This is a genomic window from Sphingopyxis sp. (genome assembly GCF_965279725.1).
Classification (GTDB): Bacteria; Pseudomonadota; Alphaproteobacteria; order Sphingomonadales; family Sphingomonadaceae; genus Sphingopyxis.
Window position 1 is genome coordinate 65109 of the sequence record NZ_CBDIIL010000001.1, and the last position, 25559, is coordinate 90667.

Genomic DNA, 25559 nt, shown 5'->3' on the forward strand with positions numbered 1-25559 from the left:
GAAAAAAGTTCGAAAAAAAATTCACAGCGCGCATTTTTTTCGGGAACTTATCCGACATTTGGCTCGTTTCCCATTCGAGCAGCGATCATCGCCCCCCCGCAGCGCTGCTCAGCAACATTGGCCCGACCCGCATTTCCCTCCCCCCCTCGAAAGCGTGTCGGGCCATTTTGCATCCCCATCCAGAGAGGTTTGAAAAATGACGAGTTTTCGCGCAATCATTCTCGCCGTTTTGGCAAGCGTCGCCGTCACCGGCTGCAACACCGTTAAGGGTGCAGGCCGCGATATCGAATCGGTTGGTCAGGCTGGCAGCGACGCGATCGACTGATCGGACAAAATCTCCGCTTACCCTAAGCCTCTTCGAGAGGCTCGACAGGCGCCTCTTCGGCGCCTGTTTTGCGTCGCCGCTGGGTAAACCAGATCGCCAGCAACGACATTTCGTACAAAAATACCAGCGGCACGGCGAGCAAAAGCTGGCTGAGAATATCGGGCGGCGTAAAGACCGCCGCGATCGCAAAGGCCGCAACGATCATATAGCGCCGCGCCGAAACCAGCTGTTCGCGCGTGACCAGCCCGGAACGCTCGATCAGCATCAGCAGGATCGGCAACAGGAACGCGATGCCGAAGGCCATGATGAATTGCATCGTAAAGCTGAGGTAGTTGCCGACCGACGGCAACGCTTCCTGCGTGATGCCGCCATAATTGCCCTGATACCCGAGCAGGAATTTAAGCGCGATCGGGATGGTGATGAAATAAGCGAAGCTGGCGCCGATGGTGAACAGCACCGGCGTCGCGAGCAAAAAAGGCAGCAGCGCGCGCTTTTCCTGCTTGAACAGGCCCGGCGCGACGAATTTCCACAGCTGGTTGGCGATCACTGGAAAAGCGATCATCATCGCCGCGAACAGCGCCACCTTGATCTCGACAAAAAACGCTTCGAACAACTGGGTATAAATCAGCTTGCCCTGTCCAGCGCGCACAAGTGGCTGGACGAGGATGCCGAAGATCGGCCTGGCGAAATAGAGGCAGACGCCAAAAGCGAGCCCGATCGCCAACAGCGATTTCAGCAATCGCGAGCGCAGTTCGACAAGATGGTCGAGCAGCGGCATCTTGCCGCCGGCGCCGTCATCATCCCCAGCCGTGGCGGGCGTTTCCGTGGTCATGGCAACGGACCATCCCGCGGCGGTATCGCATGGGTTTCGGGCGCGGCGGCGGCGGCCGACTGGTCGGCGTCCTGATCGATTTTCTCGGGCGACGCAGTCGTCGCACCAGGCGTCGCGGGCTGGGACGGCGGCGACGAACCAGCGCCATCGATCCGCGGGAACTCGCGCATGATCGCGTCATTCTGCTCGCGCCATTGCTTTTCAAGCTCTTCCAGCTCGGCCTCGCGCATCATCGTGTCGAGCCCGGACCGGAAATGGCGCGCCATACCGCGCGCCTTGGCCATCCATTTGCCGACAAAGCGCATCGCCTTGGGGAGGTCCTTGGGGCCGATGACCACCAAGGCCACCACCACCACGAGCAACAACTCGGTGGGCGCAACATCGAACATAAACTAAAGTTCCCCCCGCAAGCGGACGGCGATCAGAGCTTGTCGTGCTCAGGGGTCGCCGTCGACATCGGGGTGGCGTCGGGCGCGCGCTGGCCCTCGATATGCTTGGTTGCAGGCGGCACATCGTCTTCCGACATGCCCTTTTTGAAGCTTTTGATGCCCTTGGCGACATCGCCCATCATGTCGGAAAAGCGGCCCTTCCCAAACAGCAGCAGGACAAGAATCCCGACCACGAGCCAGTGCCAGATGCTGAAGCTACCCATCTAAATTCTCCTTGAAGGGCTCATCTAGGCCTCTTCGCCATCTTTTACTAGGTCCAGCTCGCCCATCGCGTCGTCAAAAGCAAGATCAACCGGATCGAGCAGGCCCGCCGCGCGCAGATCGTCGATACCCGGTAAATCCTTGCGGCTGCTAAGGCCGAAATGCTGCAAAAATGCGTCGGTCGTCTTGTAGATCAGCGGCCGTCCCGGCACTTCGCGGCGCCCCGCAGGCGCAATCCACTCGGCCTCCATCAGCACGTCAAGCGTCCCCTTCGACGTCTGGACGCCGCGGATCGCCTCGATTTCGGCGCGGCTAACGGGTTCATGATAGGCAACAATCGCCAAGACCTCGGCGGCGGCGCGCGACAATTTGCGCGGATCGTCGCGCTCGCGGCGGAGCAGATGCGCCAGGTCGGCCGGGGTCTGAAAATGCCAATGGCCGCCGCGCTCGACCAGCTCGATGCCACTGCCCGCGTGGCGCGCTGCAATCGCCTGGATGAACGCGCGCACCTCGCCCACCGGCATTTCTTCGCCCAGTCGCGCCGCGACTTGCCGCGCATCGAGCGGCTCGTCGCTGGCGAACAGCATCGCCTCTATCGCGCGTTCGCGGTCATCGATCGGGTTCATAAGGCGGCTTGTCCCATGGCGGCGGCTTTTAGATAAAGCGGTTCGAACGCACCCGCCTGCCTCAAATCGACGCGGCCCTGTCGCGCCAGTTCGAGCGCGGCGACGAAACTAGACGCGATCGCCGAGCGCCGTAGCGGACCATCATAGTCGGGCGGCAGGAAATCGGCGAGCTCCGCCCAGTCGAGCTTGATCCCGATCATCCGCTGCAGATGCTGAAGCGCGGCGTCGAGGGTGATCACCGGGCGCCGCGACACCATATGCACGACCGGTTCGGCGCGGAGCTTGACCTGGCCGTAGGCCGACAACAGGTCATAGAGGCTGGCATCCCAGCGGCGCAATTTGACGTCGCGCAACCCCTCTGGCTTGGCGCGCAGGAAAACGTCGCGCCCGATACGGTCGCGCGCCAGCAACCGCGCCGCCGCGTCCCGCATCGCTGCCAGTCGTTGCAACCGCAGTTGCAGGCGCAGCGCGAGTTCGTCGGGCGAGGGATCCTCCAGCGGATCCTTGGGCAACAACAGCGCCGACTTCAGGTAGGCGAGCCACGCCGCCATCACCAGATAATCAGCCGCAACCTCCAGCTTCAACTCGCGCGCTTCGGCGATGAAGGTCAGATATTGTTCGACCAGTGCGAGGATCGAAATCTGCTTAAGATCGACCTTTTGACTGCGCGCGAGCGTAAGCAGGAGATCGAGCGGCCCCTCCCAGCTTTCCAGCGACAGCTGCAGCGCGTCGTCGCGTTCGGACGCCGCCGGCGCGCTTTCGAATTCGAGCGCCAGTTCGTCCATCGCCCGCTCAGGCAACCGCGAGCAGCGCGTCGCGCTGGTCGACGAGGGTTGCAAAGGCGCGTTCATCGCTATCGCCGCTGACGCGGTCCATCGCACCTTCGAGCCGCGCCCGCGATACCGTGCTGATCGGGTCCAGCGAATTGGCGATGCCGACCATGTCGTCCATCTTGCCCCAGCAATTGAGCGCGATGTCGCAGCCCGCGGCGACCGCGGCGGCGGCGCGCGACGGGACGTCGCCTGACAAGGCCTTCATATCGAGATCGTCCGACATCAGCAGGCCGTGGAAGCCAATGCGCTGACGGATGACGCTGTCGATGATGATCGGCGACAGGGTGGCGGGGCGATCCGGATCCCACGCCTCGAACACGACATGGCACGTCATCGCCATCGCGGCATCGCGCAGCGCTGCAAACGGCGCCAAGTCGGTCTGCAAATCGCGATCGGATGCGGTGACGACCGGCAGGGCTTCGTGCGTATCGAGCATCGCACGGCCATGGCCCGGGATATGCTTGACGATCCCCACGACCCCGCCATCCTGAAGCCCGCCCAGAATAGCACGGCCCAATGCCGCAACGCGCATCGGTTCGCTGCCGAGCGCACGGTCGCCGATGACGTCGCTGGCGCCAGGCTGACGCACGTCGAGCAGGGGCAGGCAATCGACGTTGATGCCGACTTCGGCCAGCATCGCGGCGAGCGCCATGGCGTTGAGCCGCGCCGCCTCGATCGCACTCGCCGGCGCCCGATCGTAAAGCGCATCGAAGGTGGCGCCGCTCGGGAACGGAGGCCATTCGGGCGACTTCATCCGCGCTACGCGGCCCCCCTCCTGATCGATCAGGACTGGCACATTGGTCCGGCCGTCAAGCGCGCGCAATTCGTCGGTCAAGCGCCGCAGCTGCGCACGGTTTTCGATATTGCGCCCGAACAGAATATAGCCCGCAGGATCACTGTCGCGAAAAAATGCGCGCTCGTCGTCGGTGAGGGTCAGTCCCGACAAGCCGAAAATAGCGGGTATCATCGTGCATCAACCTCCATCGGCCGGCGCCCCCTCAATCGGCAACCAAGCCAAGCAACATGGCATAGCGGCGGCTTTGCACCAACGGAGTCTGCGGCCAAGCGAGCCGAATCAGCGAACGATGACGCAATTTTCACCAGCGACGCGCAATTTTCCGCACAAATTCGAGGCGTTAGCTGCCGTTCCGGCCGACACGCGCAGCCGATAGACGGTGCCATCACCGACTTTCGTCGGCGACACGGACTTATTGAGGTCAGCAAGATAGGCAAAACGCTTCGACAGACTCGCCCACGCTTTGGCGGCGGCAGCGTCGCTGCTGAACGCGCCGAGCTGGATCATCGCCGAACCTGTAGCAGCCGGTGCCGTCTTGGCAGCGGCTTCGGGCGTCTTGACCGATGTGGCTGCAGGTTTCGGCTGCTCTTTCACGGCGACGAGCGCCGGCTTGGCTTTCGCTTTCGCTGCCGCAGCCTTATCCGCCGCCGCTTTGGCGCTTGCCGCTTCGCGCTCCTGCGGGGTCACCGCAGGTTCTTCTGGCATCCGCGTCGGATCAACCTTACCCGCAGGCTCGGCGCCTTCGCTGGCCGAAAAGCTGGCATCGCCCTCGCCTTCGAAGGTCTTGGCGCCGTCGCTCTTCGGCGCGACCTTATAGTTGCCGTCCTGCGCGGCGATCAGTTCGCCCTTGCCGCGCGCGCCGCCGTTCTGGACCCACCACAGACCGCCAAGCACGGCGCCGATCAGCAAGAGGCCCCCCAGCACCATCACCAGCAAGCGGGTGGGCGAAACTTCGCCATCCTCTTCGATACCATCGGCGGCTTCGAGCCAGGGCAGACGGTCTTCACTCTCCAGCCCCAGTCCTGCATCGCCCTGGTCGGCGTTCTTGTCCTCGGCCATCAATTCATCTCCTCGAGCGCCTCAACCCCCATCAGGTGCAGCCCGTTGCGGATAACCTGCCCGATTCCGTCGGCCAAATAAAGCCGCGTCGCAGTCAATTCGGGATCCCTGTCGACGACGATCCGCAGACCAGGATCGTCGTTGCCCAGATTATACCACGCGTGGAACCCCGCCGCGACGTCGGCCAGGTAAAAAGCGATCCGGTGAGGCTCGCGCGCCTGCGCCGCCGATTCCACGATCCGCGGGAACTGGGCGAGCAATTTCACCAGCCCAAGTTCATGGGCGTTAAGCCGGTCGGGCGCAGCGGCGGGCAGGTCGATGCCGGCATCCTCGGCTTTTTTCCGAAGCCGCGAGATACGGGCGTTTGCATATTGCAGATACCACACCGGATTATCGCGCGACGCCTCGACCACCTTGGCAAAGTCGAAATCCATCTGTGCGTCGGCTTTACGCGTCAGCATCGTGAATCGCACCGCATCCTTGCCAACCTCATCGACGATGTCGGCAAGCGTGACGAAATTGCCCGCGCGCTTGGACATTTTGAACGGCTCGCCATTTTTAAGCAGGCGGACCATCTGCACCAGCTTGACGTCGAACTTCTTCTTGCCACCGGTCAAGGCAGCAACGGCCGCCTTGATCCGTTTGACCGTACCCGCATGGTCGGCGCCCCAGATATCGATCAGTTCGTCGGCGTCCTGGCTCTTTTGGAAATGATAGGCGAGGTCGGCACCGAAATAGGTCCAGCTGCCATCCGATTTCTTGATCGGGCGATCCTGATCGTCGCCGAACCGCGTCGAACGGAACAGTGGCAACTCGACCGGCTCCCAATCCTCGGGGGTTTCCCCCTTCGGCGCTTCCAGGACGCCATCATAGACAAGGCCATTTTTGCGTAGCCATGCCTCGGCCTCGTCGGGCTTGCCCGCCGCCTGCAGTTCAGCTTCGGATGAAAACAGGTCGTGATGAATGCCAAGCTTGCCAAGATCGGCGCGGATCATGTCCATCATCGCGCTGACCGCTTCGGCGCGGAACAGCCCGAGCCAGGCGCTTTCAGGCGCGCCAACGAAGCGGTCCCCATATTCCACCGCAAGTTTGTCGGCGACCGGCATCAGATAATCGCCGGGATACAGGCCCTCGGGGATTGCGCCAATGTCTTCGCCAAGCGCTTCGCGGTACCGCATATGGACCGAACGGGCGAGGACATCGACCTGCCCACCCGCATCGTTGACATAATATTCGCGGATGACCGTGTGCCCTGCATATTCGAGCAGCGCCGCAAGCGCGTCACCGACCACGGCGCCGCGGCAATGGCCGACGTGCATCGGTCCGGTCGGGTTGGCCGACACATATTCGACATTGACGCGCCGCCCCTGCCCCATCGCCGAACGGCCATAATCACCGCCTTCGGCATGGATTAACGCCAGTTCGTCACGCCAGCTGCCGTCAACAAGACGCAGGTTGATAAAGCCGGGTCCGGCGACACTCGCCTCGGTCACTTCATCGAGCGTGGTGAGTTCGGCAACCAGCAGGTCGGCGAGCGCGCGCGGGTTCATCCCGGCGGGCTTGGCAAGCACCATCGCGGCGTTGGTGGCGACATCGCCATGTGCCGGGTCGCGCGGCGGTTCGACGCTGATCGCGGCGCGGTCCAGCCCGGCGGGTAAGGCGTCGCGAGCGGTCAGCGCATCGAGCGCGGCGTCGATATGGTTGGAAAAGCGGCTGAACAGGGTCACGGGCTGGGCCTATCTTCGATCAGGAAAGTCTTGCGCGCGCCCTATCGCAGCTGGACAGGCGCGAAAAGCCCCGCGTCGCCCGATCGGCGCGCGGGGCATGATAAAGCGCACGGCGCGAACGCGCCGCCGCGGTCCTATCGTCGGACGTTATATTCAAGCTGTTCCTGCGTCAGCTGGAAACCGATCAGCAGTTCAAAGCTGGCGCGCTGCACCGCTGCGCGCACTTCGGGCTGGCTGAGCGGATCGATCGCGGCGTCCTGGTCGCCCGCCTTGCGCTTGCGCGTGATGCGTTCCTGAATGTCGGCGGGCAGCGTCGCAGCGGCGCGATCGATATAGGCCGACGCCTGCGCCTTGCCGGTGCCGCGCGTCTGCCCTTCGGCAAAAGTGACAACAACATTGCCCAGTCGTTTGGCAACAACCGCGGTGCCGCCCTGCAGGACGGTACCATAATATGGCAAGGTCACCGAGCGTGCCGGACCCGCGTCGCGGCGCGTGGCGACGACGTCGAAACTGGCCAGCTGATAGACCTTCTCGCTGGCGTCATTGCACTGCGGAGTGACGTTGGTGATGGCGGCAACGACATCGATGGCGCGGGCATCGCGGCTGGTTGCCGGATCAAACAAGGTGATGTCGCCGGTGTGCAGCGGCACCGCGACCGCCGGACAGGCGCTGCGTGTGGCGGTGATGCCGACGCCGCCCGCGACGTCGATTTCATTGTCCTTCGCACAACCCGCCGCCGTCGCCATGGCTGCCGTGCCGCAGAGCACGGTCAGAAATTTACGTGACGGGAGCGAAATGGACATCATGATAATCGGGCTTTCCAAACAGTCGTGCCAATGCGGCCTTGGCGCAAGCGGACGGTTGATCCCGCTTCATGCGCGCCGCTTCTTATCGGTGCGATGAACGCGGCGCAACACGGACGAACTTCTTTACCCGAAGCCGCATGCTGCGCTAGAGCGCCCTCATCATGAACGCTCCCCATCCGACAACGCGAACCAATGGCGACGAAACCGCAAAACTCAGGGTTTTGATCGCAGCCCCGCGCGGCTTTTGCGCGGGGGTCGATCGCGCGATCCGCATCGTCGAACTGGCGATCGAGCGCTTTGGCGCGCCAGTCTACGTCCGGCACGAAATCGTCCACAACCGGTATGTGGTCGATAGTTTGAAAGCACTGGGGGCGATTTTTGTCGAATCGCTCGACGATGTACCCGACGGCGTGCCGGTGGTGTTCAGCGCCCATGGCGTCCCGAAAGCAGTACCAGCAAAGGCCGATCTGCGCGGGCTCGACTATATCGACGCGACCTGTCCGCTGGTGTCGAAGGTCCATCGTCAGGCCGAACGCGCGCATGAGATGGGGCGCCATATCATCTTTGTCGGCCATGCCGGACATCCCGAAGTCATCGGCACGCTGGGCCAATTGCCCGACGGCGCGATGACATTGGTCGAATCGGTCGACGATGTCGCGGCCCTCTCCCCGCACGATCCCGCCACGCTGGCCTTTCTGACCCAGACCACCCTGTCGGTCGATGACACGCGCGACATCGTCACCGCGCTGCAACATCGTTTCCCGACCATATCGGGACCGCGCGGCGAGGATATTTGTTACGCAACCTCAAACCGGCAGGATGCGGTTAAGGCCATCGCGGGCGAGTGCGACCGCATGATTGTGATCGGCGCACCGAACAGTTCGAACAGTCTGCGGCTGGTCGAGGTTGCGCAACGTATGGGAACGCCCGCACATCTCGTCCAGCGCGGCACCGATGTCGAGCCCGCCTGGCTGACCGACATCGCGACGCTGGGGATTACGGCCGGCGCCAGCGCGCCCGAAACCCTCGTCCGCGAAGTCATCGATGCAGTCGCCGTACATCGACGAATTATTGAGGACGTGGTCGTAACGGCCGAGGAAAATATGGTGTTCAAGCTGCCGCGCGGGCTTGAACCGACGTCTGTCTGATGGCCGTATATACCCCCGTCGATCCCGACGATCTTGCCGCGCTGGTCGCGCGTTACGACATTGGCAGTGTGCTGTCGTGCAAGGGCATCGCAGAGGGGGTCGAGAACAGCAATTTCCTGCTCGAAACGACCGGCGGGCGTTTCATCCTTACGCTTTACGAAAAGCGCGTGAGTGAAGGCGACCTGCCTTTCTTCGTCGACCTGCTCGATCATCTGGCAGCCAGCGGCTCGCCGGTCCCGGCCATGATCCGCGACCGCGATGGCGTGGCGGTCCAGCAGATTTCGGGGCGCGCGGCCTGTATCATCCAGTTTCTGTCGGGCATCTCGCTGACCCATCCTTCCCCGGCCCAATGCGAGGCGGCGGGCGCAGCGCTTGGCGCGATGCACCGGGGACTCGAAGGCTATGGCGGGGCGCGAGCGAACAGCATGGGCCATCGTCACTGGCATGCCGTCGCGGCGGCGACCGGCGATCTCGACGCGGTGCAGCCCGGTTTACAAACGATCGTGACAGACGAGCTTGCATTTGTGGACGCCCATTGGCCAACCGACCTGCCGGCACATGTCATTCACGCCGATCTGTTTCCCGACAACGTGTTGATGCTCGGCGACCGGGTTAGCGGCCTGATCGACTTCTATTTCGCCGCCAGCGATTTCCGTGCTTATGATCTGGTGATCACCCATGCGGCGTGGACATTTTCTGCCGATGGCAGCCGCTGCGACCCGGCGCTCGCGCAGGCCTTGATGCGAGGCTATGCAAGCGAGATCGCCTTGACCAGCGCCGAGATTGCCGCATTGCCGCTGCTCGCGCGCGGTGCTTCGCTGCGCTTCTTGCTGACGCGCGCGCATGACTGGGTCCATACCCCCGCCGACGCGCTCGTTACGCGCAAGGACCCATCGCCCTTTCTTGCCCGATTGCTGCGCTATCGCGCCGCTGACGCCGCCAGCCTGTTCGCCGCCGCATGACCGATGCTCCGGCCAAAACCGTGATCGTCGCAACCGACGGGGCGTGCAAGGGCAACCCTGGCCCCGGCGGCTGGGGCGCGGTGCTGCGCTGGGGCGATGTGGTGAAAAAACTGTCGGGCGGAGAGCCCGACACGACGAACAACCGCATGGAGTTGATGGCAGCAATCGAAGCGTTGGCCGCGCTCAAACGTCGCTGCAACGTCGAATTATCGACCGACAGCGTCTATGTACGCGACGGCATCACCAAATGGATTTTCGGCTGGCAGAAGAACGGCTGGAAGACCGCAGCGAAGAAGCCCGTCGCCAATGCCGATCTGTGGCAACGCCTGCTCGCCGAAGCCAAGCGCCACGACATCGAATGGCTGTGGGTCAAGGGTCACGCCGGGCATGGCGACAATGAGATTGCCGATCAACTCGCAAGCGATGCCGCGCTAGACGTTACACGAACGCGCTGAACGCCCGCGCGCTGGCCCTCATTCGGCTTCGCGAGCTTTCGCGCCGGTCTTGTTTTTCAGGATCGATGCGATAGCGCGCAACCCGCTAGATCGCGTCAGGAAAAACGCGACGCCGCAAATGGTGCCGGATCGACCGTGCCGATCGGGCCTGCGGCTGGGGGAGCACCAAGCTGCGCCGCAAGCAGCGCCGCGATCGCAGGGGCGGTCTGGATACCAAAGCCGCCTTGCCCGGCACACCAGATAAAGCCGGCCTGGTGCGGATCGCTGCCAAACACCGGGATGCGATCGGGCGCAAAACTGCGCAGTCCGGCCCATTTTCGCTCGACAGCAGCGATCGGCCAGTCGACGACCGCTTGCAAGCGCTCGATCGCGATCGCAACGTCAATCTCGTCCGGCGCCGCATCATGGGGTTCGACAGGGGTTTCGTCGTGCGGGCTGAGCCAGACGCGCCCTTCGCTTTCGCCCTTGAAGTAAAATTCGCCGCCGACGTGGATAACGAGCGGCAGTTCAGCGGGTACCGGCACGCCCAACCGAAGCTGGAGCACGGTGCGGCGATACGGCTGGATGCCCAATGGGGCGACGCCGCAGGCGGCGGCGACCTGGTCCGCCCAAGCGCCGGCGGCGTTGACGATCAACGCGGCGTGAATCGATTGCCGATCAATCTGGACCTCCCATCCACCCTCGATCCGGCGTGCCGACTGCAGCGGCGCGCCCGTCACCACGATCGCACCGGCACGCCGCGCGGCACGAAGATACGCAGCGTGGAGTGCGCCGACGTCGATGTCGCTGCATGCGTCCTCATACGCCGCTTCGCTCCATTCGGAACGGACGCCCGGTATTTTATCGGCGATCTCCGGCCCCGCCATCCGCACCACATCGACACCTTTCGCGGCAAATTCGGCGGTAAAGGCATCGACCGCGGCGGCCTCCGAGCGCTGGCCGATCGTCAACGCCGTGCGCGGCGATAGGAAGCTATGTTTGGAAAATTCTGGCGGCGGGCGATCGAGGGTCGCAAAAGACGCTACCGACAAAGGTCGCACGCGCGCTCCGCCATAAGTCTCATGCCAGAAGGCGGCGGAGCGACCCGTGGCGTGATAGCCCGGCGTATCTTCCGCCTCGATCACCATCACCCGGCGCCATGGTGCGAGCGCGGCGGCCAGGCTGGCGCCGGCAATACCCGCGCCGACAATCAGCACGTCGATGGCGGAAGGCGGCGCGTCGGTCATGCCCCGCCGCATATCCATTGGCCCGCGGAATGCAAGCCGCGCGGCCCCGATCGCTATGGTTACTCTTTGGTAAGTCATGTTGCCTAGGAGGATGCCGATGGATAGCGGCACGATCTCCTTTGGCCTGATGGCCATCCTTGGCCTGTTGATGATCGCCGCGGCGATCAGCGACCTCAGGACGCGGACTATCTCCAACGAACTCAACGCCGCGATAGCGTTGCTCGCGATCCCCTTCTGGATCGCGAGCGGCCTTGAGCTATGGCCCGATATTCCGACCCAGTTCGGCGCCGCCTTTGCGGTCTTCCTCGTCTTTGCCGGATTTTTCGCGATCGGCGCGATGGGCGGCGGCGATGTGAAGATGATCGGCGCGGTGATGCTTTGGATCCCTTTGCCGCTATTCCCGCCCATGCTGACCGTCATGGCGTTGGGCGGCGGGATCCTTTCCGCAGTGATGCTCATCCATTTGAAATTGCGCCGGTCCGACAAGCCCGTGGAGGTTCCGTATGGGGTCGCCATCGCCGTGGCGGGACTTTGGGCGCTTCACCAACAATATCTTAACCAGTTTCAGGCTATGGGTTGAACCTGAGGGCAAACACCGCCGTGTCCGGCTGGTGTTAGGAGGCGAAAAATCGTCATGGATACGCGAAAGATTATGCTGATCGTCGGCGCGCTGGTCATTGCGATCGGTGCAGCATTCGGAGTCAACCAGATGATGCGCGGAGCCTCGACTCCGGAAGCTCGGGCTGCTGCGGCGCCTGAGATTACCGGTCCGATGATTCTGGTCGCAACGCGGCAGTTGCCGGTGGGGACGATCATCGGCCCCGACAGCTTCCGCTTTCAGCCTTGGCCGAAGGAGCTGGTCGAGAAAGCCTATTTCATGAAGGAAAAGACCGACGTCAATACGTTGGTAGGCACCGTCGTACGCTATCCGATCACCGCCGGTCAGCCGCTGACTCAGGGCGCACTTGTCCATCCCGACGATCGCGGATTCCTTGCGGCGGCGCTTGGCCCCGGCATGCGTGCCGTGACAGTCAAGGTCAGCCAGGAGCAGGGTGTAGCCGGCTTCGTCTTCCCGGGGGACCGCGTCGACGTGCTGCTGGCCCAGACCATCGAGGTCAAAGAAGGCAGCGCCTATCCCGACGACCAGATTTTCACCGCCGAAACGATCGTGCGCAACGTCCGCGTGCTTGCCACCGATCAGCGCTACGACGCCGAGGACGAAACCGGCAAGACCCCGGTTCGCACCTTTGGCTCGGTAACGCTCGAAGCGACGCCGGACCTCGCCGAACGCATCGCGGTTGCGCAGAGCATGGGCAAATTGTCGCTCGCTCTGCGTCCGCTGGCCGAAAGCAGCGGCGAGCTGGAAGCGGCGATCGCGTCGGGCGAAATCAACGTTCCTTCAAAGGGCGGCACCGAAGCCGAACGACGTATGCTGGCGCAGGCTCAGGCACGCCCGGTCACGTCGAAGACGGCGACGACCGGCGGCGACGTGTCGCGCTTCTGGATCCCGGTAAGCGGCCGTGTCGGCGGCGGATCTCGTCCGCAGCAACAGGCAGGCGGCGCTCCGTCCGCTCCTGCAGGCGGCAATTATGGACCGTCGGCGCCCAGCGGACCGGTGGTTCGCGTTACGCGCGGCGACAAAGTGACCGAAGTTTCGGTTGGGGGTAAGTAAGATGAACAGCAAAGCCAATTTCAAGGCAGCGGCAATGGCCCGCACCCTGGCCATCGGCCTGGTGGCGGCCACCCTGATCTCTGCTCCGTTACAACAAGCGGCAGCGCAGGCGACGCAGAATGCCAGCAGCAGCATCGACCTGTCGGTCGGACGCGGCCGCCTGATCAGCCTTCCCGCGGCCATGACCGACATCTTCGTCGCCAACGACGAAGTTGCCGACGTCCAGGTCCGCTCGGGGCGCCAGCTCTATATCTTCGGTAAAAAGCCGGGCGAGACGAGCATCTATGCAACCGACGCCAGCGGCCGGGTCGTTTTCTCGACCGTCGCCCGCGTCGGCAACAATATCGAGACGATCGACCAGATGCTGTCGCTGGCCATGCCCGAAGCGAGCATTTCGGCGAACACGATGAACGGCTTCGTGCTGCTGACCGGTACGGTTCAGTCGCCCGACGACGCCGCCGAGGCCGAAGTTCTGGTCCAGGCCTTTGTAGGAGAAGGTACGAAAGTGCTCTCACGCCTGCGCACCGCCACACCATTGCAGGTCAATCTGCAGGTCCGTATTGCCGAAGTGAACCGGTCGCTGGTCAAGGAAATGAGCGGTAACGTACTCACCCGCGATACCGACGGCCCCTTGGGCAACGGTTTCCTTGGCGGAGTTTTTGGGGGTCGTTCTGCCGGCTCGATCACCACCGATGCGAATGGCAACACGACTTATAACATCACGACCCCGTCTGGCACGCGCAGCCTGGCCGGTGCGGGCCGGCTGTTCGGTCTCGACCTGATCGCCTCGCTGGATCTTGGCGAACGGTCGGGCATGGTGGCGACTCTTGCGCAGCCGAACCTAACCGCGATTTCCGGCGAGACCGCCGACTTCCTGGCCGGCGGTGAATTCCCCGTCCCGATCCCCGGCAACCTTTCCGGCACGACGATCGAATACCGCAAATATGGTGTCAGCTTGGCCTATACGCCCACTGTGCTGTCAAACGGCCGCATCAGCCTGCGCGTCCGCCCAGAGGTTTCCGAGCTTTCGACCGAAGGCGCGATTGAACTCGACGGTTTCCAGGTGCCCGCGCTGACCGTTCGCCGCGCCGAAACGACAGTCGAGCTGGGATCGGGCGAGAGTTTCATGATCGCCGGTCTGATGAACAACCGCTCGATCGGCGCGATCGACAAGATGCCGGGCCTTGGCGACGTGCCGTTGCTCGGCATGTTGTTCAAATCGGACAGCTTTCGTCGCGGGGAGACCGAGCTGGTCATCGTAGTAACCCCCTATCTGGTCCAGCCGGTGTCGGCAAACGACATCAAGCTGCCGACCGATGCCTTTCGGGATGCCAACGATCTGCAACGGTTGCTTCTTAACCAGACGGGCGACGGCGTGACGGGCGGCGAGCGGCCGAAACCGCGGCTCGATACCAATGTCGGCGACGCCGATCGCCCACGCGGAAGCAGCAGTGACGCTGCGCCCGGCTTTAGCATCAAGTGATGTGCAGGATTTCAGGAGCAAAGTGATGAAGAAAATCGCAACTTGGACGGTCCTGGCCTTGAGCACATCGCTCGCCGGATGCTCGGGCGCCGCTTACAGCAATCGCAGCCTCGATTCGGTCCATCAGCCCGTTGTGCGCAACGCCATCCACCAATTCGACGTTGCCGCCTCCAGCGGCGAACTGCCGCCCAGCGAACAGGGACGCCTGCAAGGTTGGTTCGACGCGATGGGGGTACGCTACGGCGACCGCATTTCGATCGAGGATCCGTCAGTCTATGGCGCCAGTTCGGCGCAGGCGACGGTTCGTTCGATGGTCGCGCGGCGCGGCCTGCTGATCAGCGAGGATGTACCCGTGACGACCGGCGCAGTGCCGCAGGGTTACCTGCGCGTCATCGTGACCCGCGCGTCGGCCCTTGTTCCCGGCTGCCCCGATTGGTCCAGCAAATCGTCGATCAATCCGGCCAATGCGACATCGGCGAACTATGGCTGCGCGACCAACAGCAATCTGGCTTCGATGGTCGCCGACCCGAACGATCTGATCAAGGGCGCCCGCAACGACCGCCACGATCCTTCGGCGGCAACGCGCGCGATCAAGACTTACCGCGAAAAACCACAGACGGGCGCAGGCGAGCTGCGTGGCCAGTCAACCAGCGAAGGAGGTGGCAAGTGAACGCTCCGTTCAAATCAGCGGGACTGCGTGATCCCTTCAGCGCCTTTGTCTGCGACGATGATACGCTGGAGTTGATCCGCGCCGCGGCCAACGACATGGGCTGGCCGATCGAAAAATGTAACAAAGGCGGGCTGCGCAACGCCGTACAGTCGCTGTCGGTGTCCGCCAGCCCGCATATCCTGTTCGTCGATATGTCCGAATCGGGCGACCCGATCAACGATATCAACGCGCTTGCCGAAGTGTGCGAGCCGGGTACGGTCGTGATTGCGGCCGGCCAGGTCAACGATGTGCGGCTGTACCGCGACCTGTTGTCGAGTGGTATCCAGGACTATCTGTTGAAGCCGCTATCGCTTGAACAGGTTCGCGAATCGCTGACCATGGCACAGGCCATGCTGACGGCGCCGAAACATGCGGACATGCTCGACGACAAACCGCACCACATGATGGCCGTGGTAGGTGTACGCGGCGGAGTGGGTGCGTCGCTGGTATCGACTTCGCTTGCTTGGGCGCTGAGCGACCAGGCCGGTCGCCAGACGGCGCTGCTGGACCTCGACGTCCATTTCGGTACCGGCGCACTGACGCTTGACCTCGAGCCCGGTCGTGGCCTGATAGACGCGATCGACAATCCCAGCCGCATCGATGGCCTGTTTATCGAACGGGCGATGGTGCGCGCATCGGACAAGCTCAGCCTGCTGTCGGCGGAAGCGCCGATCCATCAGCCGGTGATGACCGACGGGTCGGCCTTCTTCCAGCTGGAAGAAGAGCTGCGCAACGCTTTCGAAATGACGATCGTCGACCTCCCGCGCCAAGTGCTGATCCCATTCCCGCATCTGGTGTCAGAAGCGGGAACGATCCTGCTGGTCAGCGACGTGACGCTTGCCGCCGCGCGCGACACGATCCGCCTGCTGTCCTGGTTCAAACAAAATGTGCCCGGCGCCCGCGTGGTATTGGTGGCTAACAAGTTCCAGAATGCGATCGGTGAATTGTCGCGCAAAGAATTCGAGTCTTCGATCGAACGCCATATCGATGTCCTCATTCCGTTCGACCCGAAACTGGTCAGCCAGTCGGCGAAACTCGGCAAATCCTATGCCGAGGTTTGCAAGGGAACGAAGGCGGCGCAGGTGTGGAGCAATTTGATGCGCCTGATCCTCGACGGCGCCGATATTGAAGCCGAAGAGGCGCAAGCTGCTGCGGCCAAAGGCAAGTCCGGCGGTTCGCTGCTCGGCAAGCTTGGGCTGATGACCAAAAAGAACGCGAAACAGGCGGCGTGACGACCCGCGTGCCGGGGCGTCACCACCATCAGCGATAGAAGCGGACATCTGCCGACATGAACTTGCCAGTCATCCTTATCATTGCAGGGGCCTTCCTGGCCTTTGTGCTGCTCGTCATTCTGCTCGGCGGACCTTCGGTCGGCAAGGCAAAGACGCGACGACTGGCGATGGTCAAGGATCGCCATGCGGCCTCGACCGAGGCTGTGGTGGCGGCGCAAATGCGCAAGACCGTCCAATCCGCCGGTCGGGGCGGCACGACGATGACCAGCCTGATGCCGCGCCGCGAAGAAATGGAAAAGCGACTCCGCCGTACCGGCAAGGGGTGGACGCTCTCCCAATATATGTTCGCGTCGATGGGGCTGTTCGTTATCGCGACCGGCGGTTTGCTCGCGGTCCGCGCGCCGTTCATGATGGCCGCGATGGTCGGGTTGTTTTTAAGCCTCGGCTTGCCGTACCTTGTCGTCGGCCGCACCATCAAAAAGCGCGTTGCCAAATTCACGACCCGCTTTCCTGACGCGATCGACCTGCTCGTCCGTGGCCTACGGTCCGGCTTGCCGGTCACCGAAACCTTTCAGATCGTGAGTCAAGAAGTTCCCGGACCGGTGGGTGAGGAATTTAAGGGCGTCATCGAACGCATCCGCATCGGCAACACGATGGAAGCCGCATTGCAGGAAACCGCAGTGATGCTGGGAACGCCAGAGTTTCAGTTTTTCTGCATCACCATTCAGATCCAGCGCGAGACGGGCGGCAATCTGGCCGAGACGCTGTCCAATCTGTCCGAAGTGCTGCGCAAGCGCGCGCAGATGAAATTGAAGATTCGTGCCATGTCGTCCGAAGCGAAAGCTTCGGCCTATATCGTCGGCGCGCTGCCCTTCTTCGTCTTTGGTGTCGTCTGGTCGATGAACCCCAGCTATTTGGCCGGTTTTTTCGTCGAACAGCGGCTGATAATTACCGGTCTTGGCGGCCTGATCTGGATGAGTATAGGCGCAGGGATCATGGCCAAAATGATCAGTTTCGAAATCTGAAGGGGCAGAACCAGTGAACAGCAGCCTGCTTCTCACCGCCTTCACCGGCGCGCAGACCGGCCCGACGCTGATGGGCGTCGATGTCATCTGGGCGGGCACATTGCTCGCCGCGGTCGGGGTATTCGCGGTGCTTTTCGCTATCTACGGCGCGCTGACCGTGCGCAATCCGATGACCAAGCGGGTCAAGGCGCTCAACGAGCGCCGCGAGCAGTTGAAAGCAGGCATCACCGCATCGACCGCGAAACGTCGCGCTAAGCTGGTCCGCAAGAACCAGCATGCCGACAAGATGCGCACCTTTCTGGGCAAGCTCCAGGTGTTGCAGGAAGGGCAGATCAAGGAAGTTCAGCAAATGCTGGCGCAGGCCGGGATCCGGTCCAAAGATCTGGCCGTCGCGGTGATTTTTGGCCGCCTGGTTCTGCCGATCGTCTTTGGCGGCCTTGCCGCCTTCCTGATCTACGGCCTCGATATGTGGCCCGACCTGACATCCTTCAAGCGTTCGGGTGCGACGATGGTGGCGCTCGTGCTCGGCTACAAAGCACCCGACCTGTTCGTGCAGAACAAGCGCTCGAAGCGGACCGATGCGATCCGCAAGGGACTTCCCGATGCGCTCGATCTGCTCGTGATCTGCGCCGAAGCGGGCCTGACCGTCGACTCAGCTTTCTCGCGCGTGTCGAAGGAACTCGGCCGGGCCTATCCCGAACTGGGTGAGGAATTTGCGCTGACGTCGATCGAACTCGGTTTCTTGACCGAACGCCGCCAGGCGTTCGAGAATCTAGCCTATCGGGTCAATCTGGAATCGGTGAAGGGTGTGGTCACGACCATGATCCAGACCGAGAAATACGGTACGCCGCTGGCCTCGGCCTTGCGCGTGCTGTCGGCCGAGTTCCGCAACGAACGCATGATGCGCGCCGAAGAAAAGGCCGCGCGCCTCCCCGCGATCATGACGGTGCCGCTGATCCTGTTCATTCTGCCGGTGTTGTTCATCGTCATTCTGGGTCCGGCAGCATGTTCGCTGAAGGATGCAATGTCCGGCGGCAGCTTCGGCTGATTGCCGCGGCGGAAACCTGAATATGAAAAGGGCGGGGTCATTCCCCGCCCTTTTCATTTCATATCACCTGCTGTTCGACCGCACCAAATATGCTGTGATGGCGTTCGTCATCCATCCAGATGCGGACCGTGTCGCCCTTTTGCATGAACGGCGTCTTGGGTTCGCCTAGCTGGATCGTTTCGACCGTCCGCACTTCGGCGAGACAGCTGTAACCCAGACCGCCCTCGGCGATCGGCTTGCCGGGGCCGCCGTCGGCATCGCGGTTCGACACCGTCCCCGAACCGATGATCGTGCCGGCACCCAAATCGCGCGTCTTCGCCGCATGGGCAATCAGCGCGCCAAAATCGAACGTCATGTCGACCCCGGCATCGGCGCGGCCCAGCGGCTGGCCGTTAAGATCGACACACAGCGTACCGTGTAGCTTGCCATCCTTCCAGCGTTCGCCCAGCGCCGCAGGGGTCACGAAAACGGGCGACATCGCGCTCGAGGGCTTCGACTGGAAAAATCCGAACCCCTTGGCAAGTTCTCCGGGAATCAAGCCGCGCAGCGACACGTCGTTGGTCAGCCCGACCAGCAGAATCTTGTCGCGCGCCGCAACCGCGTCGATGCCCGCCGGTACATCGCCCGTCACGACGACCACTTCGGCCTCCATATCGCAGCCCCACGCGGCATCAGCGAGCGGGATTGGATCGCGCGGGCCTAGAAACGCATCGCTGCCCCCTTGGTACATCAGCGGATCGTGCCAAAAGCTGTCGGGCATTTCGGCGCCGCGCGCCTGCCGTACTAATGCGACATGGTTTACATAGGCGCTGCCGTCAGCCCATTGATACGCCCGCGGCAACGGCGACGCGGCCTCGCGCTCGTGGAACCGCTCCTTGGGGATCGCGTCGTGATTCAGATCTTCGGCCAGCGCCGTGAGACGCGGCGCGGCATAGGCCCAATTGTCGAGCGCAGCCTGTAAAGTCGGAACGATGTGACCGGCGTCGGCATACCAGGCCAGATCGTCCGAAACGACGACGAGACGGCCGTCGCGGCCCTGTTTGAGCGAAGCTAGTTTCACGAAAACTCCTTTGGCTGACGACGCGGCTGAACCGACATCGCCTGCTAAGGAGCGAAAATCAGCGCGACGTCGTGATCGAAGCGAAACAGGTAAAGCCGCTCTGCCCCGCCTGCAAGCGCCGGATGTACTGCAGATACGCCTGCGACTGGTTGTACGTCGTGCCAGGCAGCGTCTGACCGCGGAACGCACGCTTCACTTCTTCGCCCGTAAAGGGCCGCAACGCGCCCGGAAACGCACCTTTGGTCCCCGGCGGTACCAGCTTGCCCTGGGTATCGATGAAATTTCCGGCACCGCCCGGGCCAGGAACCGGGATCTGGCAATTCATCAGCGACACCGCCGTCTGCGCAAAGGCGGGACGGATCGTCAACGCCGCCGACACGCCCACCGCGCCCAGCGCCAGCATGCGCCGCCGCGAGGGAATGGCATCACCCGTTTCAACGGTGTTCTCGGTCGGAATTTCGCTCTTATCCATGCCCGGCGCATAACCCAATGAGGACGCAAGGAAAAGCAAAACACCTCTTCCGACCTTTTACATCCCGGTTTGGGACATCCGCCGCGCAAGCGTTAACGCTCGCAAACGGCCTTGCGCCCGCCCCTCTCTTCGTGCGAGGCGGCGGACGATGTTCGACCGCCTGTCCAGCCTCGTCATTGCGCTCACCATGATCGTCATCGCGGCGATCTTTGCCGCGTTGACCGGCGGCGATGCGGTGGCGATCGCGATCATGACCATCGCCGGCTTCGTCGCCGCCGTCACAGTTTACCGCGCCCTTCCGGCCGCGCTGCCCGATCGATCAAGTACCATCCCACCGCACGCCGAAACCGCACCGGCGTCGCTGCTTCGTCATCCCGATTTTGCGCATTGGGTCGATCAGGAAAAGGAACCTTTGCTCGGCACGGCGGACAATATCGTTACCATCGCCAACGATGCTGCGATCAGGCTGCTGGGGCGGCATATCGTCGGTGCGGACGTCCGGACCGCAATCCGGCACCCCGGCGCGACCGATTGGCTATCGCGTATTCAAGACAATACGCCGCTCGAGCCGGTCAATCTGATCGATTTCCCGCGGCCCGGTCAGCGCTGGACGATGCGGATCGCTGAGCTTTCGGGCAGCGAATATATCATCTTCCTTTCCGATCGTTCGGCGATCGACGCCGCCGACCGCATGCGTTCCGATTTTGTCGCCAATGCCAGTCACGAGCTTCGCACACCGCTTGCCGCGATCCTGGGCTATGTCGAGACGCTACAGGAAATGAATGGCGAAACCGACGCGCCGACACGTGACCGCTTCCTCGCGATCATCGAGCGCGAAGCGCGCCGAATGCAGCAATTGGTGATCGATCTGTTGTCGATCTCGCGGGTCGAGGCGGATCGCTTTCGGCGACCGACCGCGACGGTCGATCTGGCCGCGATCATGCGCACCACGATAGCGCAGCTCAGCGATAGCGAGCCGGCGCGCGCGAAAGATTTGACCGCAAAGCTGGGCGACGGCGCGCAGCCCATGCTGGGCGACGAAGCCCAACTCAGCCAAATGGCGCACAATATCATCTCGAACGCGATGAAATATGGCCATGCCGGAACGCCGGTGACGGTTGAGCTGGCACGGGAGGGCCGCCGCGTTCGCCTGTCAGTCAGCGACCAAGGCGACGGCATTGCGCCCGATCACCTGCCGCGTCTCACCGAGCGATTCTATCGCGTCGATGAAGCGCGCAGCCGCTCGGTCGGCGGGACGGGACTGGGTCTGGCAATCGTCAAACATATCGGCGAGCGTCATCAGGGGCAACTCGATATCGATAGCGAAGTGGGCAAAGGAACCCGGGTTTCGGTCACGTTTCCGCTGCTCATGGACAACTGAACACCCGCGTTCGAAAGCCTGAATCCGGGGTTATCCTTGACTTTTGGCGTCTTAACGCCTATCTGTGGGAGGCTATCGTCGCTTACGACGGATTTTGTTGCCGCAACGGCAGGACCTTCCTTCCTCACGCTTCCTGGCGCTGCCGATATGAATCGGCGGTAACTCCGCTTCCGTGAAAGGAACGACTATGCCCATCGGCACCGTAAAATTTTTCAACACTGACAAAGGCTATGGCTTCATTGCCAACGAGGATGGTTCGGGCGACAGCTTCGTCCATATCACTGCCCTCGAACGGGCCGGAATGTCGACGCTGAACAAAGATCAGCGCGTTTCTTACGAGCTAGAAACCGACCAGCGCGGCAAAGTGTCCGCCGTCAACATCCAGTCGGCCTGATCTTTGGCCAAAGAGGAACTTCTGACCCTCGACGGCCAGATCGATGAGATCCTTCCCGACGGTCGCTTTGGCGTGACGTTGGAAAATGACCATCGGATCATCGCTTACACGGCAGGCCGGATGCGACGTTTTCGTATCCGGTCGGTCGTTGGCGATGCCGTTCGCGTCGAAATGACGCCTTATGACCTGACCAAAGGCCGTATCGTGTATCGCGATCGCGGCGCCGGTCCGGCTGGTAGCGGTCCGCGCAAGGGCAACCGGCGCTGACCCCCCAATAACAAAAACATCAATGAATACAGGATAATATGAACTTAATTTCTAACAGCTTCCCTTCCCTCCTCCGCCCCTATGCCGCGATCGACGCGCCGGCGCGGAAGTCCATCCGGCGATCGCCGACCCTGTCGCAAAACGAACTGCGCCGCCTGATCGCCCAGATGATCGACTAAACCCACTCCGACCGACCGACTTACCCACCCCAGACCGAAGGATATCCGCCATGTCGAACACCAGTGACTTCTATCAGGCTCAGGCGGATAAATGCGCGGTTGACGCGGCGGCCAGCACCTTGTCGCAGGTTCGCGACCGCAATCTGCGCGCCGAACAGGCGTGGCGCACGATGGCTGAACGTCTGGTCCAGACCGAAGCGACGCGCGCCCGTCAGGTCGCTGCAACCGCGGCAAAGGCCGAGGCGAATGCCGAAGCCGCCGCGATGCAGATGGACGACCTGGACCGTTAATCGACCGCGTTGAGCAGGTCGGCGATCTTGCCAAAAATTTCGTCGATCTGCGCCTTCTCGACGATCAGGGGCGGCGACAGGGCGATGATGTCGCCCGTCGCGCGCACCAGCAAGCCATTGTCGAAACAGGCGTGAAACAGCTCCATCGCGCGCGCCGTCGGCGCGCTCGGGCGGGACTCGAGTTCAATGCCCGCGACGAGGCCGATCGTGCGGACGTCAATCACGTGCCGCTTGCCTTTCAGGCTATGCGCCGCATCTTCCCAATAGCTGCCGAGTTCGCCCGCGCGGTCGAACAGCCCGTCGCGCGCGTATAAATCAAGCGTCGCCAGCCCCGCGGCGCTGGCGAGCGGGTGGCCCGAATAGGTGTAGCCGTGGAACAGCTCGATCCCCGCATCGACGCTGTCGAGCACGGCGTCGTGCAGCTCGCGCTTCACCGCCACGGCACCCATCGGCACCGCCGCATTGGTCAGCCCTTTCGCCATCGTGATGATGTCGGGCGTCACCCCCCACTGTCCAGCCGCCGTGGCGCCGCCGACGCGGCCAAAGGCGGTGATCACCTCGTCGAAGATCAGGATGATGCCGTGCTTGTCGCATATGTCGCGCAGCCGCTGGAGATAACCGACCGGCGGCACCAGCACCCCGGTCGACCCCGCCATCGGTTCAACGATCACCGCCGCGATCGTCTCCGCCCCATGCAGATCGACGAGCCGCTGCAGGTCATCGGCCAGTTCGGCACCGTGCTGCGGAAAGCCGCGCGTGAAGGCATTGCGCGCGATGTCGTGGGTGTGGCGGATATGATCGACACCAGGCAGGCCGCCGCCAAAGGCACGGCGATTGTTGACCAGCCCGCCGACGCTGATCCCGCCAAAACCGGTGCCGTGATAACCCCGCTCGCGCCCGATCAGCCGGGTGCGCGTACCCTGCCCCTTCGCCCGTTGGATCGCGAGCGCAATTTTCAGCGCGGTATCAACCGATTCGGAACCGCTGTTGGTGAAGAATATCCGGTCCAGGCCGTCGGGCATCAGCGCCGCAATCCGCTGCGCGAGTTCGAATGGCAGCGGGTGGCCAAGCTGAAAGGTCGGCGCGAAATCGAGCGTCGCCGCGGCTTTGGCGATGGCGTCGGTGATTTCGACGCGGCAATGGCCAGCGTTGCTGCACCACAGCCCCGACGTCCCGTCGAGGATATTTCGCCCGTCGCCACTTTGATAATACATGCCGCTCGCCGATACCAGCTGGCGCGGGTTCGCCTTGTACGCTCGGTTGGCGGTAAACGGCATCCAAAAAGCTGCCAGCGGATCATTCTCGCCCTTCATCGCCATCGTCTCCTTGCCGGGCGCCTCGATATCGCCGACCCTCGCCTTCTTGACGACGAGGCGCCCGCGCGGTCAAGCCCGGTCGGCGCAGATTGAAGCGTCGCCGATTTCGCGCAAGCAAAGAAACGAGCATATAATCATGCCGAAAGTGGCCGATTAGCGCCCCCCTCTGGCGCTGCGTCCAACCTTGCGATACGCTGCCATCGCACAACGGGCCAACTCCTCGGCCCAATCGGGGGCTCATGTCAGTCAATCTGGAACAATGGATCAGCGACCATAAGATCGACGAAGTCGAATGCATCGTCCCCGACATCAACGGGGTTCAGCGCGGCAAAGTACTGCCGGCCAAAAAGTTCCTGGCATCGGTGAAGGACAAATCGCTGCGCATTCCGGGCAGCGTGTTCATCTGCACGATCGATGGCCATTATCCCGAAGACATCGACGACATCTGGGACAAGGATCCCGACAAGATTTTGGTCGCTGACCCCAGCACGATCTGCGTTGCGCCGGGGTTCAAATCCCCCACCGCCTTCGTCATTGCCGACGTGCTCAACCGCGACGGCAGCGAGGTCGATATCGCGCCGCGCACCATCCTGAAAAAAGTGCTCGCACTCTATGCCGAAAAGGGCTGGCGCCCGGTCATCGCGCCCGAGGTCGAATTTTACCTGGTGTCGCAGAATGTCGATCCCGACTTTCCGCTGACCCCGCCGACCGGCCAGTCGGGGCGCAGCGAGTCGGCCAGCCAGCCTTACGGTCTGGAAGCGATGAACGAATATGAGGATATCATCGATCATATCTATGACGATTGCGAGCTGATGGGGCTCGATATCGACACGATGATCCACGAAATGGGCGCCGCGCAGCTGGAGGTCAATTTCGAGCATGGCGACCCGCTGCGGCTCGCCGACGAGGTGTTCCTGTTCAAGCGCGTGGTGCGCAACGTCGCGAAACAGCATGATGTCTATGCGACCTTCATGGCCAATCCAATGGCGGGTCAGCCCGGCAGCGCGATGCACATCCACCAGTCGGTCGTCGACGCGGCGACCGGCAAGAACCTGTTCTCGACCGCCAACGGACGCGACAGCGCGATGTTCCGCAGCTATATCGCCGGACTGGTGCGCTACATGCCGCAGATCGCGCCGCTATGGGCGCCCAACGTCAACAGCTTCCGCCGCATGCGCCCTGACAGTGCGGCGCCGATCAACGTCCAATGGGGCGAGGACAATCGGTCGTGCGGGTTCCGCGTCCCGATTTCGGACAAGGCGAACCGCCGCGTCGAAAATCGCCTGCCGGGCGCCGACAGCAACCCCTATCTGGCGATCGCGGCATCGCTCATCTGCGGCTATATCGGCGTCGTCGATCGCATGGTTCCGGCCAAGTCGATCACCGGCAGTGCGTACAACCGTGCCCGCACCCTGCCCCGCACGCTCGAAGCCGCGCTTGATCGTTTCAGCTCATGCAAAAAGGTCCGCAATTTGCTCGGTGACGATTTCTTCGAAATCTTCTTTGCGGTGAAGGATTATGAGCTGTTCAATTACCAATCGGTCGTATCGAGCTGGGAACGCGAACATCTGTTGATGCGGGTCTGA

30 protein-coding genes are annotated in these 25559 nt (G+C 62.6%); 17 read left to right on the plus strand and 13 right to left on the minus strand.

The features are described from left to right. Positions 1-196: 196 nt before the first annotated feature. The gene (locus tag ACQY6T_RS00295) at positions 197-325 is read left to right on the plus strand and encodes an entericidin A/B family lipoprotein (protein WP_088440733.1); all 129 of its coding nucleotides are present in this window, start codon (positions 197-199) and stop codon (positions 323-325) included. Between the two features lie 22 nt (positions 326-347). Here the strand turns inward: ACQY6T_RS00295 and tatC are convergent, their stop codons facing one another. From tatC to ACQY6T_RS00340, 9 genes are all read right to left on the minus strand, one after another. Continuing rightward, entirely contained in the window at positions 348-1157 is an 810-nt protein-coding gene (gene tatC / locus ACQY6T_RS00300) for a twin-arginine translocase subunit TatC (RefSeq protein WP_428627115.1), read from the minus strand. After that, complete coding sequence (gene tatB / locus ACQY6T_RS00305; RefSeq protein ID WP_428627116.1) at positions 1154-1546, minus strand: Sec-independent protein translocase protein TatB; 393 nt, start codon at positions 1544-1546, stop codon at positions 1154-1156. The genes tatC and tatB overlap by 4 nt, the downstream gene beginning before the upstream one ends. 32 nt (positions 1547-1578) lie before the next feature. Further along, the gene (locus ACQY6T_RS00310; protein WP_428627118.1) at positions 1579-1809 is read right to left on the minus strand and encodes a twin-arginine translocase TatA/TatE family subunit; all 231 of its coding nucleotides are present in this window, start codon (positions 1807-1809) and stop codon (positions 1579-1581) included. 24 nt (positions 1810-1833) lie between these two features. Further along, on the minus strand, positions 1834-2433 hold the full coding sequence (gene scpB, locus ACQY6T_RS00315; RefSeq protein WP_428627120.1) for an SMC-Scp complex subunit ScpB: 600 nt from the start codon (positions 2431-2433) through the stop codon (positions 1834-1836). Next, positions 2430-3218, minus strand: coding sequence for a segregation and condensation protein A (locus ACQY6T_RS00320; RefSeq protein ID WP_428627122.1), 789 nt, complete (start codon positions 3216-3218; stop codon positions 2430-2432). Before ACQY6T_RS00320 ends, scpB begins: the two co-directional genes overlap by 4 nt. Positions 3219-3225: 7 nt before the next feature. Then, a complete protein-coding gene (gene nagZ / locus ACQY6T_RS00325) occupies positions 3226-4233 on the minus strand; it encodes a beta-N-acetylhexosaminidase (protein WP_428627124.1) in 1008 nt (335 codons plus the stop codon). 108 nt (positions 4234-4341) lie between these two features. Continuing rightward, complete coding sequence (locus ACQY6T_RS00330) at positions 4342-5121, minus strand: SPOR domain-containing protein (RefSeq protein ID WP_428627127.1); 780 nt, start codon at positions 5119-5121, stop codon at positions 4342-4344. Next, complete coding sequence (gene argS, locus ACQY6T_RS00335; protein WP_428627130.1) at positions 5121-6848, minus strand: arginine--tRNA ligase; 1728 nt, start codon at positions 6846-6848, stop codon at positions 5121-5123. Before argS ends, ACQY6T_RS00330 begins: the two co-directional genes overlap by 1 nt. A 134-nt stretch (positions 6849-6982) precedes the next feature. After that, complete coding sequence (locus ACQY6T_RS00340; RefSeq protein ID WP_428627132.1) at positions 6983-7654, minus strand: hypothetical protein; 672 nt, start codon at positions 7652-7654, stop codon at positions 6983-6985. 161 nt (positions 7655-7815) lie between these two features. Between ACQY6T_RS00340 and ispH the strand changes: the two genes are divergently transcribed. The 3 genes from ispH to rnhA are packed head-to-tail and all read left to right on the plus strand — an operon-like array spanning position 7816 to position 10219. Then, positions 7816-8802 carry a 4-hydroxy-3-methylbut-2-enyl diphosphate reductase gene (gene ispH / locus ACQY6T_RS00345; RefSeq protein WP_428627134.1) on the plus strand — a complete coding sequence of 329 codons (987 nt, stop codon included), beginning with the start codon at positions 7816-7818 and terminating at the stop codon, positions 8800-8802. Then, positions 8802-9764 carry a homoserine kinase gene (thrB, locus tag ACQY6T_RS00350; protein WP_428627136.1) on the plus strand — a complete coding sequence of 321 codons (963 nt, stop codon included), beginning with the start codon at positions 8802-8804 and terminating at the stop codon, positions 9762-9764. Before ispH ends, thrB begins: the two co-directional genes overlap by 1 nt. Further along, positions 9761-10219 carry a ribonuclease HI gene (gene rnhA / locus ACQY6T_RS00355; RefSeq protein WP_428627139.1) on the plus strand — a complete coding sequence of 153 codons (459 nt, stop codon included), beginning with the start codon at positions 9761-9763 and terminating at the stop codon, positions 10217-10219. Before thrB ends, rnhA begins: the two co-directional genes overlap by 4 nt. Before the next feature lie 95 nt (positions 10220-10314). Here the strand turns inward: rnhA and ACQY6T_RS00360 are convergent, their stop codons facing one another. Beyond that, positions 10315-11445: an NAD(P)/FAD-dependent oxidoreductase gene (locus ACQY6T_RS00360; protein WP_428627141.1), complete on the minus strand. Its 1131-nt coding sequence runs from the start codon at positions 11443-11445 to the stop codon at positions 10315-10317. 97 nt (positions 11446-11542) lie between these two features. Between ACQY6T_RS00360 and ACQY6T_RS00365 the strand changes: the two genes are divergently transcribed. The 7 genes from ACQY6T_RS00365 to ACQY6T_RS00395 all read left to right on the plus strand — a co-directional run bounded on the left by ACQY6T_RS00365 (position 11543) and on the right by ACQY6T_RS00395 (position 18614). Beyond that, on the plus strand, positions 11543-12025 hold the full coding sequence (locus tag ACQY6T_RS00365) for an A24 family peptidase (protein ID WP_428627143.1): 483 nt from the start codon (positions 11543-11545) through the stop codon (positions 12023-12025). 54 nt (positions 12026-12079) lie between these two features. Next, entirely contained in the window at positions 12080-13117 is a 1038-nt protein-coding gene (cpaB, locus tag ACQY6T_RS00370; protein ID WP_428627145.1) for a Flp pilus assembly protein CpaB, read from the plus strand. 1 nt (position 13118) lies between these two features. Then, positions 13119-14600: a type II and III secretion system protein family protein gene (locus ACQY6T_RS00375; protein WP_428627148.1), complete on the plus strand. Its 1482-nt coding sequence runs from the start codon at positions 13119-13121 to the stop codon at positions 14598-14600. 25 nt (positions 14601-14625) lie between these two features. Beyond that, positions 14626-15270: a CpaD family pilus assembly protein gene (locus ACQY6T_RS00380; protein ID WP_428627150.1), complete on the plus strand. Its 645-nt coding sequence runs from the start codon at positions 14626-14628 to the stop codon at positions 15268-15270. Further along, positions 15267-16541 (plus strand): P-loop NTPase, encoded by a 1275-nt coding sequence (locus ACQY6T_RS00385; RefSeq protein ID WP_428627153.1) that lies wholly within the window; start codon positions 15267-15269, stop codon positions 16539-16541. Before ACQY6T_RS00380 ends, ACQY6T_RS00385 begins: the two co-directional genes overlap by 4 nt. Positions 16542-16597: 56 nt before the next feature. Continuing rightward, positions 16598-17566 carry a type II secretion system F family protein gene (locus ACQY6T_RS00390; RefSeq protein ID WP_428627155.1) on the plus strand — a complete coding sequence of 323 codons (969 nt, stop codon included), beginning with the start codon at positions 16598-16600 and terminating at the stop codon, positions 17564-17566. Positions 17567-17636: 70 nt separating this feature from the next. After that, on the plus strand, positions 17637-18614 hold the full coding sequence (locus ACQY6T_RS00395) for a type II secretion system F family protein (RefSeq protein ID WP_428628794.1): 978 nt from the start codon (positions 17637-17639) through the stop codon (positions 18612-18614). A gap of 58 nt (positions 18615-18672) precedes the next feature. Here ACQY6T_RS00395 and ACQY6T_RS00400 read toward each other — a convergent pair whose 3' ends face one another. Then, on the minus strand, positions 18673-19674 hold the full coding sequence (locus tag ACQY6T_RS00400; RefSeq protein WP_428627158.1) for a fumarylacetoacetate hydrolase family protein: 1002 nt from the start codon (positions 19672-19674) through the stop codon (positions 18673-18675). A 58-nt stretch (positions 19675-19732) separates the two neighbouring features. Then, positions 19733-20146, minus strand: a complete 414-nt coding sequence (locus ACQY6T_RS00405) for a hypothetical protein (RefSeq protein ID WP_428627160.1) — start codon at positions 20144-20146, stop codon at positions 19733-19735. Positions 20147-20294: 148 nt separating this feature from the next. Here ACQY6T_RS00405 and ACQY6T_RS00410 point away from each other — a divergent pair, with 148 nt between their 5' ends. The 5 genes from ACQY6T_RS00410 (at position 20295) to ACQY6T_RS00430 (ending at position 22657) form a co-directional block, all read left to right on the plus strand. Then, positions 20295-21527, plus strand: a complete 1233-nt coding sequence (locus ACQY6T_RS00410) for a sensor histidine kinase (protein WP_428627163.1) — start codon at positions 20295-20297, stop codon at positions 21525-21527. A gap of 187 nt (positions 21528-21714) precedes the next feature. Further along, entirely contained in the window at positions 21715-21921 is a 207-nt protein-coding gene (locus tag ACQY6T_RS00415) for a cold-shock protein (RefSeq protein WP_428627165.1), read from the plus strand. A 3-nt stretch (positions 21922-21924) separates the two neighbouring features. Continuing rightward, the gene (gene infA / locus ACQY6T_RS00420) at positions 21925-22188 is read left to right on the plus strand and encodes a translation initiation factor IF-1 (protein ID WP_428627167.1); all 264 of its coding nucleotides are present in this window, start codon (positions 21925-21927) and stop codon (positions 22186-22188) included. Positions 22189-22226: 38 nt separating this feature from the next. Then, positions 22227-22367 carry a hypothetical protein gene (locus ACQY6T_RS00425; protein WP_428627169.1) on the plus strand — a complete coding sequence of 47 codons (141 nt, stop codon included), beginning with the start codon at positions 22227-22229 and terminating at the stop codon, positions 22365-22367. Between the two features lie 50 nt (positions 22368-22417). Then, complete coding sequence (locus tag ACQY6T_RS00430) at positions 22418-22657, plus strand: hypothetical protein (RefSeq protein WP_088440754.1); 240 nt, start codon at positions 22418-22420, stop codon at positions 22655-22657. Here ACQY6T_RS00430 and ACQY6T_RS00435 read toward each other — a convergent pair. Beyond that, complete coding sequence (locus tag ACQY6T_RS00435) at positions 22654-23970, minus strand: aspartate aminotransferase family protein (protein WP_428627172.1); 1317 nt, start codon at positions 23968-23970, stop codon at positions 22654-22656. The genes ACQY6T_RS00430 and ACQY6T_RS00435 overlap by 4 nt on opposite strands. A 242-nt stretch (positions 23971-24212) precedes the next feature. On the opposite strand from ACQY6T_RS00435, the gene ACQY6T_RS00440 reads away from it, so the two are divergent. Then, on the plus strand, positions 24213-25559 hold the full coding sequence (locus tag ACQY6T_RS00440) for a glutamine synthetase family protein (RefSeq protein WP_428627173.1): 1347 nt from the start codon (positions 24213-24215) through the stop codon (positions 25557-25559).

Excerpts from the sequence above, each read along its gene's own strand:
- ACQY6T_RS00295 (WP_088440733.1), top strand. The coding sequence starts at position 197 with ATGACGAGTTTTCGCGCAATCATTCTCGCCGTTTTGGCAAGCGTCGCC.
- tatC (WP_428627115.1), bottom strand. The coding sequence starts at position 1,157 with ATGACCACGGAAACGCCCGCCACGGCTGGGGATGATGACGGCGCCGGC.
- tatB (WP_428627116.1), bottom strand. The coding sequence starts at position 1,546 with ATGTTCGATGTTGCGCCCACCGAGTTGTTGCTCGTGGTGGTGGTGGCC.
- ACQY6T_RS00310 (WP_428627118.1), bottom strand. The coding sequence starts at position 1,809 with ATGGGTAGCTTCAGCATCTGGCACTGGCTCGTGGTCGGGATTCTTGTC.
- scpB (WP_428627120.1), bottom strand. The coding sequence starts at position 2,433 with ATGAACCCGATCGATGACCGCGAACGCGCGATAGAGGCGATGCTGTTC.
- ACQY6T_RS00320 (WP_428627122.1), bottom strand. The coding sequence starts at position 3,218 with ATGGACGAACTGGCGCTCGAATTCGAAAGCGCGCCGGCGGCGTCCGAA.
- nagZ (WP_428627124.1), bottom strand. The coding sequence starts at position 4,233 with ATGATACCCGCTATTTTCGGCTTGTCGGGACTGACCCTCACCGACGAC.
- ACQY6T_RS00330 (WP_428627127.1), bottom strand. The coding sequence starts at position 5,121 with ATGGCCGAGGACAAGAACGCCGACCAGGGCGATGCAGGACTGGGGCTG.
- ACQY6T_RS00340 (WP_428627132.1), bottom strand. The coding sequence starts at position 7,654 with ATGATGTCCATTTCGCTCCCGTCACGTAAATTTCTGACCGTGCTCTGC.
- ispH (WP_428627134.1), top strand. The coding sequence starts at position 7,816 with ATGAACGCTCCCCATCCGACAACGCGAACCAATGGCGACGAAACCGCA.
- thrB (WP_428627136.1), top strand. The coding sequence starts at position 8,802 with ATGGCCGTATATACCCCCGTCGATCCCGACGATCTTGCCGCGCTGGTC.
- rnhA (WP_428627139.1), top strand. The coding sequence starts at position 9,761 with ATGACCGATGCTCCGGCCAAAACCGTGATCGTCGCAACCGACGGGGCG.
- ACQY6T_RS00360 (WP_428627141.1), bottom strand. The coding sequence starts at position 11,445 with ATGACCGACGCGCCGCCTTCCGCCATCGACGTGCTGATTGTCGGCGCG.
- ACQY6T_RS00365 (WP_428627143.1), top strand. The coding sequence starts at position 11,543 with ATGGATAGCGGCACGATCTCCTTTGGCCTGATGGCCATCCTTGGCCTG.
- cpaB (WP_428627145.1), top strand. The coding sequence starts at position 12,080 with ATGGATACGCGAAAGATTATGCTGATCGTCGGCGCGCTGGTCATTGCG.
- ACQY6T_RS00375 (WP_428627148.1), top strand. The coding sequence starts at position 13,119 with ATGAACAGCAAAGCCAATTTCAAGGCAGCGGCAATGGCCCGCACCCTG.
- ACQY6T_RS00380 (WP_428627150.1), top strand. The coding sequence starts at position 14,626 with ATGAAGAAAATCGCAACTTGGACGGTCCTGGCCTTGAGCACATCGCTC.
- ACQY6T_RS00390 (WP_428627155.1), top strand. The coding sequence starts at position 16,598 with ATGAACTTGCCAGTCATCCTTATCATTGCAGGGGCCTTCCTGGCCTTT.
- ACQY6T_RS00395 (WP_428628794.1), top strand. The coding sequence starts at position 17,637 with ATGGGCGTCGATGTCATCTGGGCGGGCACATTGCTCGCCGCGGTCGGG.
- ACQY6T_RS00405 (WP_428627160.1), bottom strand. The coding sequence starts at position 20,146 with ATGGATAAGAGCGAAATTCCGACCGAGAACACCGTTGAAACGGGTGAT.
- ACQY6T_RS00410 (WP_428627163.1), top strand. The coding sequence starts at position 20,295 with ATGTTCGACCGCCTGTCCAGCCTCGTCATTGCGCTCACCATGATCGTC.
- ACQY6T_RS00415 (WP_428627165.1), top strand. The coding sequence starts at position 21,715 with ATGCCCATCGGCACCGTAAAATTTTTCAACACTGACAAAGGCTATGGC.
- ACQY6T_RS00425 (WP_428627169.1), top strand. The coding sequence starts at position 22,227 with ATGAACTTAATTTCTAACAGCTTCCCTTCCCTCCTCCGCCCCTATGCC.
- ACQY6T_RS00430 (WP_088440754.1), top strand. The coding sequence starts at position 22,418 with ATGTCGAACACCAGTGACTTCTATCAGGCTCAGGCGGATAAATGCGCG.
- ACQY6T_RS00435 (WP_428627172.1), bottom strand. The coding sequence starts at position 23,970 with ATGAAGGGCGAGAATGATCCGCTGGCAGCTTTTTGGATGCCGTTTACC.
- ACQY6T_RS00440 (WP_428627173.1), top strand. The coding sequence starts at position 24,213 with ATGTCAGTCAATCTGGAACAATGGATCAGCGACCATAAGATCGACGAA.